Source organism: uncultured Campylobacter sp. (genome assembly GCF_938018035.1).
GTDB lineage: Bacteria > Campylobacterota > Campylobacteria > Campylobacterales > Campylobacteraceae > Campylobacter_B.
This window is the reverse complement of the sequence record NZ_CALIJF010000419.1, coordinates 1-10937: the sequence shown is the minus strand read 5'-3', so window position 1 is coordinate 10937 and position 10937 is coordinate 1. Positions and strand designations below refer to the sequence as shown.

At 47.7% G+C, this 10937-nt stretch carries 9 protein-coding genes; 4 read left to right on the top strand and 5 right to left on the bottom strand.

The window, feature by feature from the left end:
* Positions 1 to 108: 108 nt before the first annotated feature.
* The 4 genes from Q0257_RS12830 (at position 109) to Q0257_RS12815 (ending at position 7445) form a co-directional block, all read left to right on the top strand.
* On the top strand, positions 109 to 1419 hold the full coding sequence (locus Q0257_RS12830; RefSeq protein WP_177388429.1) for a dicarboxylate/amino acid:cation symporter: 1311 nt from the start codon (positions 109 to 111) through the stop codon (positions 1417 to 1419).
* 28 nt (positions 1420 to 1447) lie between these two features.
* On the top strand, positions 1448 to 2128 hold the full coding sequence (locus Q0257_RS12825; RefSeq protein WP_295151179.1) for an amino acid racemase: 681 nt from the start codon (positions 1448 to 1450) through the stop codon (positions 2126 to 2128).
* A gap of 322 nt (positions 2129 to 2450) precedes the next feature.
* Positions 2451 to 6584, top strand: a complete 4134-nt coding sequence (gene dnaE / locus Q0257_RS12820; RefSeq protein WP_298025404.1) for a DNA polymerase III subunit alpha — start codon at positions 2451 to 2453, stop codon at positions 6582 to 6584.
* A gap of 723 nt (positions 6585 to 7307) precedes the next feature.
* A complete protein-coding gene (locus Q0257_RS12815; RefSeq protein WP_298025402.1) occupies positions 7308 to 7445 on the top strand; it encodes a hypothetical protein in 138 nt (45 codons plus the stop codon).
* A gap of 516 nt (positions 7446 to 7961) precedes the next feature.
* Here the strand turns inward: Q0257_RS12815 and hisG are convergent.
* From hisG to Q0257_RS12790, 5 genes are all read right to left on the bottom strand, one after another.
* On the bottom strand, positions 7962 to 8573 hold the full coding sequence (gene hisG, locus Q0257_RS12810) for an ATP phosphoribosyltransferase (protein WP_298025400.1): 612 nt from the start codon (positions 8571 to 8573) through the stop codon (positions 7962 to 7964).
* Positions 8570 to 9190, bottom strand: a complete 621-nt coding sequence (locus Q0257_RS12805; protein ID WP_298025399.1) for a type III pantothenate kinase — start codon at positions 9188 to 9190, stop codon at positions 8570 to 8572. Before Q0257_RS12805 ends, hisG begins: the two co-directional genes overlap by 4 nt.
* Positions 9177 to 9512 (bottom strand): hypothetical protein, encoded by a 336-nt coding sequence (locus Q0257_RS12800; RefSeq protein ID WP_298025398.1) that lies wholly within the window; start codon positions 9510 to 9512, stop codon positions 9177 to 9179. Before Q0257_RS12800 ends, Q0257_RS12805 begins: the two co-directional genes overlap by 14 nt.
* On the bottom strand, positions 9499 to 10512 hold the full coding sequence (locus tag Q0257_RS12795; protein ID WP_298025396.1) for an L-seryl-tRNA selenium transferase: 1014 nt from the start codon (positions 10510 to 10512) through the stop codon (positions 9499 to 9501). The genes Q0257_RS12800 and Q0257_RS12795 overlap by 14 nt, the downstream gene beginning before the upstream one ends.
* Positions 10512 to 10937: hypothetical protein (locus Q0257_RS12790; RefSeq protein WP_298025393.1), on the bottom strand; the 426-nt coding region annotated here is incomplete at its 5' end. The genes Q0257_RS12790 and Q0257_RS12795, both read right to left, overlap by 1 nt.

Below are 10937 nucleotides of genomic sequence, written 5' to 3'. Positions count from 1 at the left end.
TCGCGATTGAATTTTCAAATTTAACTTTCATTTGGCGACCGATTAAATTTTATTTTATGGCAAGTTGCGGTAGAATTCCGTTAAAATTCTTAGTGCAGGGAGATGTCCATGTCAGAAAATCAAACGAAAAAAGGCGGAATTTTAGCTTTTTATTTTAATTCAAGCTTGCTTTGGCGCATCATTATCGCTTTAGTGTTGGGCTCTGCGATCGGTATGTTACTACCTAAAAATATGCCGGTGGGCGATACCACGTGGGTGGCGATTTTAACGCCTTTGGGAGATCTTTTCGTGCGGCTTTTAAAGATGATTATGGTGCCGATCATTATCTGTTCGCTCATCGTGGGCACTAGCAGTATCTCGCCCGCGCACCTGGGCAAAGTAGGCGTTAAGGCGATCATATTTTACGCTATAACGACGCTTTTTGCGATCGTCATCGGCCTAGCGTGTGCGTTTATATTTTCTCCAGGTAGCGGGCTTGATCTAAGCGATGCGTCCAAGGCTGTCGAAAAGGCAGCGAACGCGCCTAGTATGAGTAAAATTTTGCTTAATATAATCCCTACGAATCCTTTTGATTCCATAGCCAAAGGCGAAATTTTGCCGATTATCGCGTTTTGCTTATTTCTTGGCGTAGGGCTTGCGTTTTGCCGCGACAGTAGTGATGCTCGTATTAAAAATTCCGCTGATACGGTTTATAATTTTTTCGACGGAATGAGCGAGATTATGTTTAAGGTCGTGCACTGGGTGATGCAATACGCACCAATTGGCGTTTTTGCGCTAATGTTTGTAGTGTTTAATAAAAGCGGCATCGAGGCTTTCAGCTCGCTACTAAACGTCACGATTACCCTATACGTGGGACTTGCTATTCAAGTATTTGCGGTTTATTGCGTTATTTGTATGCTTATCGGAGTTAGCCCGATTAAATTCCTTAAAAAAGTGCGTCCGCCGATGCTTACGGCATTTGTTACCCGCAGCTCCAACGGCACGCTTCCGATTACGATGCAAACCGCCGAAGATATGGGAATTCCAAAGGCGATCTACGGCTTTGTTTTGCCCGTGGGTGCTACGGTGAATATGAACGGCACGACCGTATATTTGGGCGTGTGCACGCTCTTTATCGCTAATGCTTGCGGTATCGATCTAAACAGCAGCCACTACCTCACGATCATCATCACTTCGATGCTTGCTGCGATCGGAACTGCCGGAGTTCCGGGAGCTGGTGCGCTGATGCTGCTTTTAGTGCTCGAGTCTATCGGCGTCAAGGTAAGCGGTAACGTAGCGATCGCTTACGGAATGATTTTGGGCATTGATGCGATTTTGGATATGGGGCGAACCTCGATGAACGTAACGGGCGATGTTGTGGCGTCGATCTACGTCGCAAAGAGCGAAAACGAAATGGATATGAGTAAGTGGGAGAATTAACCCAAGTAAAATTTAGAAAGGACGAGCTATGAAAAGAGTTGGAATTATCGGTGGAATGGGACCTTTAGCGAGTGCGGATCTGTATATGAAGATTATAGAAGAGACTGCTGCGGGAAGCGATCAAGAAAATATTCCGCTTGTAATCGATAGCTATCCGCAGATTGAAGATCGCACGGCATTTATCTTAGGCAAAGGTGAAAATCCGCTTCCGCGCCTAAGCGAGAGCGCTGTTAGGCTCAAAAATGCAGGCTGCAAGGCGTTTGCGATGGCGTGCAACACGGCGCATTTTTTCGCAGACGATGTAGAAGCTGCGGCGGAAATCCCGCTAATTCATATCGCCGAGGTTACCGTAAAAGCGATCCGCAAAAATTATCCAAACGCCCATAAAATCGCTGTGCTAGCCACTATCGGTACAAAAAAAGCTAAAATTTACGACGATCCGCTCAAAGAAGCGGGGCTAATCAGCGTGGAGCTTGGTGAAGAAAATCAAGCGGTTTTGATGGATTGTATCTACAAAGGCGTTAAGGCGGGCAAGACTGCTGAATACGTGGGGGCTTTTGAGAATTTGCTAGGCAAAATCGATGCTGATATTTACGTCGTTGCCTGCACTGAGCTGCCGCTATTTTTGCCGTTAATCAAAAGCGATAAAATTTTCGTCGATCCTACTAGAGAGCTTGCCAAAGCAATCGTGGAATTCTCAAGATCATAGAGCCGCAAGACTTTGCAAGCAGAATTTTAAACCGCAAAATTTTACGACGATCTAAGTCGTAGAATTTTGTGGAATTGCGTTAGCTCAAAATTTCATGTAAGCGGAATTTATATGATAGCAAAATTTCATCAAAGCATTTTCAGCTTAAAATTTTGCTAAAATTTAATCCGCAAGATCCAGAATGTAAAACCTTCGAAGTAAAATTCCGTAACAAAATTTACTCGTAAAATTTCGCGCTGAAATTTAAGCTAAAATTCCATTAAATTTGACCGTTTCTAAAGCCCGAATTTACTATAATCTCCAAATCAAAAAAGGACCAAAAATGAGCGACTACACCCACCTACACCTTCACACTGAGTATTCGCTGCTAGACGGAGCGAATAAAGTAAGCGAGCTCGCCGAGCTTTTGCAGAGCCGCGGTACCAAGGCGTGCGCGATCACCGACCACGGCAATATGTTCGGCGCGATAGACTTTTATCAGACGATGAAAAAGCACGGTATCAAGCCGATCATCGGCATCGAGACCTACCTGCATAACCACGAGGATATCGGCGATAAAAGCGACCGCCAACGCTACCATTTGATATTGCTTGCCAAAAACGAGACGGGCTACAAAAATTTAATGTATCTTAGCTCGCGTGCGTTTTTGGACGGATTTTACTACTATCCGAGGATCAATAAAAAAATTTTAAAAGAGCACAGCGAGGGGCTCATCTGCTCCTCGGCATGCCTAGCGGGCGAGGTGGAATTTCATCTAAATAGAAGCGAGCGAAATTTAAAACGTGGCGCGGGCGGCTACGAAGCGGCGAAAAAAGCGGCGCTTGAATATAAGGAAATTTTCGGCGAGGATTTTTATCTAGAGATCATGCGTCACGGCATCGGCGAGCAATTAAACGTCGATAAAGACCTCATCCGCCTCTCGCGCGAAATCGGCGTCAAGATCATCGCTACCAACGACGCTCACTACTCGCGCAAGGATCGCGCCAAGGCCCACGACGTCTATCAGTGCATCTCGATGGGCAAGACGATCAACGACGGCGACCGCCTAAAACACGTCGTTTCGGAATTTTACGTAAAAAGCGACGAGGAGATGAGGCGGCTTTTTGCGGACATCCCCGAAGTGATCGAAAATACCGCCGAGATCGTGCAAAAGTGTAATCTCAAATTTGCCTTCGACGAGAAGGACTATGCGCCGACGCCGCCGAATTTTAAATTTACGATCGAATATGCCGCCAGGCTCGGGCTTTCGCTGCCCCAGCCCTCGGAGCGTTATAGCTTTGCAAATGACGATTTTTTATTCGATTATCTGTGCCGCGAGGGGCTTAAAGAGCGCCTTAAATTTATCGACCCACAGAAACACGAAATTTATCGCGAGCGCCTGGAAAAGGAGCTTGCCATCATCAAAAACATGCATTTTTCGGGCTATATGGTCATCGTGCAGGATTTTATCAACTGGGCGAAGGATCACGACATCCCGGTTGGCCCAGGTCGCGGCTCTGCGGCGGGCAGCATCTGCGCTTATGCACTTCGCATTACCGACCTCGATCCGATCCCGTATAATCTGCTTTTTGAGCGATTTTTAAATCCGTCGCGTATCTCGATGCCCGACATCGACGTGGATTTTTGCCAGACGCGCAGAGGCGAGGTGATCGACTACGTCATCGATCAGTACGGCAAATACAACGTCGCGCAGGTTGCGACTTTCGGTAAGCTGCTCGCGCGCGGCGTCATCCGCGACGTGGCTCGCGTCTGCGATATGCCACTTTCGCAGGCCGATAAGATGGCGAAGCTGATCCCCGACAAGCTCGGCATCACGCTTACGCAGGCTTACGACGCCGAGCCGAAGCTGAAGGAATTTATCGATGCAGATCCGATCGCACAGCAGGTTTGGGAGTTTGCGCTAGATCTTGAAGGGCTAAATCGCAACGCAGGAATGCATGCCGCGGGAGTGGTGATCTCAAACGAGCCGCTGTGGAATAAAGCGCCGCTATTTAAGCAGGATAAGGGCGAGGATGCGCGCCTGGTAACGCAATACACCAAAAACTATCTCGAGGACGTCGATCTGATAAAATTTGACTTCCTTGGCCTTAAAAACCTCGATGTGATCGATAACGCCATCAAGCTCGTCAAGCGCCGATATAATCGCGACATAGTTTGGGAGGAGATAGACTTTAATGATCCACGCACTTACAAAACGATTCAAAGCGGCAACACTCTGGGGATCTTCCAGATCGAGGGCGCGGGCATGCAGGATCTGGCGATGAACCTGCGCCCGGACCGCTTCGAGGATATCATCGCGATGATCTCGCTCTATCGCCCGGGGCCGATGGATCTAATCCCTGATTTTATCAGGATCAAACATGGCGAGCTAAAAGCAAGCTATATCTTCCCTGAGCTAAAAGAAATTTTAGAGCCAACATATGGCATCATCGTCTATCAAGAGCAGGTCATGCAGATCGTGCAGAAGGTGGGCGGCTTTAGCTTGGGCGATGCCGATCTGGTGCGCCGCGCGATGGGTAAGAAGGATGAAAAGAAGCTCGCTCATATGCGCGAGCAGTATCTAAACGGCGCCAAAGAGCTGGGCTTTGACGTAGCTAAGGCGGATGAGCTATTTGATCTGATTATGAAATTTGCCTCCTACGGCTTTAACAAATCCCATGCCGCGGCGTATTCGATGATCACCTTTCAAACGGCCTATCTTAAGACCTACTATCCGGCGGAGTTTATGGCGGCGCTGCTTACTTCGGAAGAGGGCAACACCGATAAAATTTCAAAGTATATCGACGAGGCTAGCCGCCTGGGTATCGGGCTTTTGCCGCCGTCTATCAATCAAAGCTTAAGGGGCTTTAGCGTCGTGGACGACGAAAACTCCAAATCGGGCACCTCGATCATCTACGGCCTCGGCGCGATCAAGGGCGTGGGCGGCGCCGCGATCGAGAATATCTTAGAGCTTCAAAGCGAGGCTAAATTTCAAAGCATCGACGATTTTGCTTCGCGCGTGGATAATTTCCGCGTCAATAAAAAGGTCATCGAGTCACTGATCTACGCAGGCGCGATGGATTGTCTAGGCAAGAGCCGCCTGGCGATGATTCAAAATATGGAAAATATCCTAGATGTGATGAAGAAGATCACCGAGATTAAAAAGGACGCCGAGAGCTCGCTTTTTGGCGAGGATGAGGATATGACGAGCGGCATGAGCGTAAGCTTCGTCGATACCGATAAGGAATTTCCGCAGGGCGAAATTTTAAAATTCGAGCAGCAGACCGTGGGCGTGTATCTCTCGGGGCATCCGCTGGATGATTATAAAGAGGAGATGGAGGGCATCGACTATACGCTATCCTCGGCGTTTAGCGAGATCGAGGGCGATAGCGCCGAGGTGCTTAGCGTGGGGCGGATCGAGGATCTGTCCACGCGCATGACAAAAACGGGCAAAAAAATGGGGATTTTAAACGTGCTTGATCTGCACGGCAGCTTCGAGCTAGCGGTGTTTGATAACGCGCTAAAGGCGATCGAAAACTTAAGCCCGCAGGAGCGGGAGCATCCGTATGCCTTTATGATCAAAATTTCAAAAAGTGCGGTCGGCGGCGCGGCGTATCAGCTGTCGTTTCTTTCGATGATGAGCCTGCAAAACGCCCGCGATGCGAGCTTCCGTCCGCGCGCGGGAGTATTTTTGAGCGAAAATCCACTCAAAGCCTACGCCGCGCAGCTTGGAGCGATTGCACATACTAAATCGAACAAATTCGACGAACTGGTGGGCGACGAGGACGCGAGCGTTAAAATTTTGTGCGTCGGCAAGATCGAAAACGTCCATACCCGCACGACCAAATCGGGCAAGCAGATGGCAAATCTCACGGTGCTTGATCTTGCGGGCAGCTTCGAGATGAGCGCGTTCGGCGATATTTGTGATGCGGTCACTGCGCTAACGGATGCGCAGCTGGAGCGCCCGATGGCGTTTTGGGCGCGGCTTAGCAAAAACACTAGCCCTTACGGCGGGAAATTTCAAATTTATCTGGATGAAATTTTAACTCTAGATGCCGCGCAAAATATCGACGGCTACGTGCCTAGTAAGGTGCGAGGCTTCGGTGGTAGGGAGCGCGGGGGCTTTAACAGCGGCAATTTCGGCTCTGGCGGCGAACGAAGTGGCAGTTTTGGCGGAGGAAATTTCGCGGAGCGAAGGAGCGGGTTTACTGCGGAGGATCCCGCCCTTAAGGCGCGCAAAGAGCGCGAGACACAGCGAAAAAACGCGCAGGATTTTGAGTTTGAGCTAAGCTTGGGCGAGCTAAGTCGCGAGAAAATTTATAAAATTTACCATCTTGCCTTTTGCGACACGGCGCTGAAAAACACCAAGCGGCTGATTCTGCGGATCCGCAACGGCAGCGAGGTGCTAGTTTATCCGACCGAATACATCGTGAGCGATAATTTCACCGAAAAGGTGCGCGAAATCATCGCGGCGTAGGTGCGGCTCTTTCGTCGCGCCAGGTCGGTAAAATTTTATTCTTGTTCGCTTTGCACGTAAGTAGCTTTTGGCGTCGCAAACAGTCATGGTTTTTTGGCGCGAACGCGATAAGAGGCGACAATATTTTCGGCTCAAAGCTTGCTGCATGTAAAATTTACTGTGCTGCACGCAAAAACTAAAATCACGCAGATCGTCCGTGATATCTAAATTTATTGCGTTCATCGCGGTGGAATTTTATCTGCCACAAATTTACAGGCACATAGACTGCTTCTGTTTTATTGCGTCGGCAAGGCTTATAGCGCGCCGTTTGAGTTGTCGCAATGACAGCTAGCCGTGCCTAGGCAGAGTTGAATTATATTGTTGCGCTAGCTTACCTGTTGCATGATAAACGGTATGAGCGTTTTTAAATTTCGAGCTAAATTTTTGCGAAGCCTTACTTTGGCGAATCTCCACGTAGCTTTAAAATTTTAAACTTTAGCGGATTTGAAATTTTAGGCATAGCTTTACTACGTAAAATTTTATCGCGGTAAAATTTCGCCGAGCAAATTTAGTAAAGCACACAAAAACTGACTTAAGACGCGCAGAAAAAATCCGAAACAAAGCTGGCGAGCAAACGGTGCCCGAAAAAATCAAGCTAGCGCGGACTAGGCTCGAGCCGAGCCGCGCGCCGGGATGCAACCTGTCTTAAATCCAAAATTTATCAAAATTGTTAAACGGCTGTATTTGAAATTTTTCGCGCTGTATATATTGCTCGTGCTAAGCGTGTTTGTCCTGCCCGAAAATGTAGGAGATAATGCCGCCTGTGCGGGCTTTTTAAGTCTTATAAAGCAGTTTTTCAAATATCGCCGTAGCAGGGATTGATCCGTACGCGCGGCTAGCATCTTTGATTTTGGCGCAGGCTACTTTCTATACTTAAAGAATGGCGCTAATTAAATTTCGCGCGATTTTTAGTGGCGAAATTTAGCGAGTTGAAATTCAGAAATTCTGCCGTTTCCAAGCCGCGGAAATTTGAGCCTGAATTTAGAACTTGCAAAATTTTGAAATTTTACAGCGTGAAATTGTGAAGCGGGATTTTAGAATTTTGAAATTCTGCGCCGTGGAGTTTTGTATTTTGAAATTTCGCGAGCTGTAAATTTAGGGCTAAATTTAGAATTTCGTAGCGATAAATTTTAAAATTTTAGGCTGCGCGGCTCGGCAAAGCGCATCCGCCTCTTGATAAATCAAATTCGCAGGATTTCTAAATTTAAGCGGTGCGGTTGCTGCCAAAAAATTCTATCCGTAGCGGCGGTTTTTAAACGACATCGCCGAGACGAGCAATGATGATTTACGGAAGTGCGCCGCGCCGGTCGCAAATACCGTGCGGCGGGCAAGCGAGCGTTAGGCGATCGTGCGGGCTAGTTTATCTCTTAAATTTAAAATTTCATCGCGTTTTAGCACGAAGCTGTTTTTGTTGGCGATGAGGTGCGCGGAGCTTTGCATCACGGTTTCTGCGGGTTGCAGCCCGTTTTGTTTCATCGTAGCGCCGGTTTCCACGACATCGACGATGGCATCGGCAAGCCCTATGAGCGGGGCTAGCTCGATCGAGCCGTAGAGTTTGATGATATTTACGGCGACGGCCTTGGAGGCGAAGTACTCGCGAGTGATGTTGGGCATTTTCGTAGCGATTTTTAGGCTCGGAGCGCCGTAGTTTAGCTGGGTGCCCGCATGCACGCCCACGCAGACGCGGCATTTTCCGATTTTAAGATCGAGCAGCGTAAGCACGTCCGGGCGATGCTCCTCAAGCACGTCAAGCCCCACTACGCCGATATCCGCCGCACCTCCCATAACGTAAGTGGGGATATCTTGGTTGCGGACGTAGAGGAATTTAAAATCGCCCTCTTGCATTATGAGTTTGCGATCCTCAAAGGCAAAATCAAGCCCGAAAATGGTTTTAAAAATTTTAAGCGTATCGTCGGCTATGCGGCCTTTTGGTAGGGCTATGGTTATCATGCTAGCCCCTTTTTTGCAATCAAGCTCACCATCGATTTAAAGATGAGATCCTTTTCGTAGATCGAGTTGCGAAAATACCGCATCAGATAGGCTCCGTCACCGCCCGTGAAGTAAATTTTATTATTGCCCGCGATGTTTGCGATGGCAAGCACGATCGGCTTTAAAATTCCGTAATTTACGGCATTTACGGTCTTTTGCGGTAGCGGATCCAGATCGATATTGCTAGCTAGCGTGACGTCCAGTACGGGCGCGATGCTCGCGAACGACTTTAAAAGCGTGCTAATGCCCGGCATTATAAATCCGCCTAGGTGCGAGCCTTTAAACATCAAATCCACGGTGATCGCGCTGCCCGCATCGACGACGACGCCGGTGTTTATGGCCGAGCACGCCGCTATGCGGTCGATCCCAAGCCCGCGGTAGGCGGTTTTTAGCTCAAAGTGCGGCGCCAGATCAACAAACAGAGGATTTTTCAGCTTTTTTTTCACGCCATCATTGACGCTAATGAAAAAAATTCGCTCCTTTGGCTCGTACCGCATAAACTCCGCTACGGGCATACTTTGCGTTACGCCGCCTTTATAAAATTTAACCCTGGAATTTCCTACGTCACACAAAAGCATAGAGGCTAAATCCGTTTTCTTTTAAAAATTTCGCACTTTTAGAGCACATTTGCGAGTTGTAAAACAGCACGCGTTTTTTCACGACCTTGCCTAGGCTTGCGCTAATGTCGCTTACGAGCGAGAGCAGAAATTCCGCGTCGCGCATTACAAAGCGAGATTTTGCGTCGCGCATAAACAAAAGGACGTTGTAGCTTTTTAGATCCACGCCGAAATACGCGCCGTATGATCGCGAGCGCGTGAAGCTAGCGATATCTAGCGTTTGGAATTTTTGAAGCAGGAGTCCTTCGCGAACGCAAAGTTTTGAAATTTTATCTAGCATCAAAATTTAAAATTTTATCGTCGTAGTAAAAGGACGTGCCTGCGATAAAGGACTTATCCTCGAGTTCGCCATTTAGCTCGTAGATCGCTTGTCCCTCTAAATTTTCGTCCACGCGGATGACGTAGCCGTTGCGCTCAATGATATACAAATAGCCGCCGCTAAGCAGTGCGCCGCTAAACTGCGCGAAAGTAAATTTGCGCGATTTGATCAAATTTAGCCCGCGATCTAGTAGCTCGACTCTGCCGTCTTTTAAGAAAAGATAAATTCTATCGCCGCTAAAAATTACGTCTTTGATGTCTACGTTATGGTTTTTATTGCCCGCAGGACTTACCAGCATTAGCCTAGTGGCGGTCACAGCATAAAGGTTATCGCCCTTGTTTTCTAAGGCGATAATGTTGTTAAAAAACGGCTGGTTGCTCACGACGAAATCGCGTGCCGAGCGCCCACCTACGTTTTCTGCGATGCTGACTAGTCCGTCTAACGCAGGATAAGCGATAAGCTGGTTGATAAATAGCGGTGACGCTACGCGCGAATCGATTGCGAATGCATCGCCTACTTTATGATCGAGTACCACTGCGCCCGAGCTTAGCTTGATAAGCATGATCGAATCATCACTCATCACTAAAGCCAAATCATCGCCGCGTATATTTGCACTTAGCGCTTGTCTGCCGAGGGCTTTTTCAAATTTTACGGCACCTGTGCTACCAACTACTTTAAGCGTGCCATTGATGTCGGTTACGACGAAATTTCCGTCATATTCGCCTAAAAATTTCTCACTTTTTAGGACTTTGAAATTTTTCACCAATCCGTTTTTAGAGATGACTTCGCCGTCTTTTAGCGTAGCGCCATCTTTACTAACCGCTACGATTTCCGACGGCAGCGAGCCGTTAAATTTCATATCGCCTGTGATGTTTTCGTCGCTAGGTTCGAAATACTGGCGCTTCGTCGAGCAGCCTAAAAATAAAAACGATAGTAAAAGCGTAAATATCAGCGTTTTTTTCATTATTTATTGCCTCCATAGTGTTTCAAAGCAAGTGCGATTTGACGAACTGGCGAGTTGAGTGGAATTTTATCTAGCTCTGCGTGAGCTTGCTCGATTTTGCCCTCTTTTAGTAGGTCGTAGCCTTTGAGCAAAGAATCGTAATCGGCGAGTAGCACTCCGCCTTGTTTGCCGTTTTGTAGATTTATTATCTCTTTTAGCATAACATCGATGCCTTGGGTATTTTCTAGCGCCGCTCGCTCGTCTGCAGAGCCGTTTTGCAAAATATAAAGAGCGTATAGATTTATATCTTTTTGCTTAAGCTCGGCTAGCTTAGCGTCGTCGCGCTTGTTAAGCAGCTCGTCATAGATCGCATTAGCGCTTGCTATGCGACGATCGCTTAGAAATTCATTTGCGTAATATCCGATAAATGCTACGATCAAAACCGC

What these genes read in the sequence shown, in the direction of transcription:
- Q0257_RS12830 (WP_177388429.1), top strand. Translation starts at nt 109, where the DNA reads ATGTCAGAAAATCAAACGAAAAAAGGCGGAATTTTAGCTTTTTATTTT.
- Q0257_RS12825 (WP_295151179.1), top strand. Translation starts at nt 1,448, where the DNA reads ATGAAAAGAGTTGGAATTATCGGTGGAATGGGACCTTTAGCGAGTGCG.
- dnaE (WP_298025404.1), top strand. Translation starts at nt 2,451, where the DNA reads ATGAGCGACTACACCCACCTACACCTTCACACTGAGTATTCGCTGCTA.
- hisG (WP_298025400.1), bottom strand. Translation starts at nt 8,573, where the DNA reads ATGATAACCATAGCCCTACCAAAAGGCCGCATAGCCGACGATACGCTT.
- Q0257_RS12805 (WP_298025399.1), bottom strand. Translation starts at nt 9,190, where the DNA reads ATGCTTTTGTGTGACGTAGGAAATTCCAGGGTTAAATTTTATAAAGGC.
- Q0257_RS12795 (WP_298025396.1), bottom strand. Translation starts at nt 10,512, where the DNA reads ATGAAAAAAACGCTGATATTTACGCTTTTACTATCGTTTTTATTTTTA.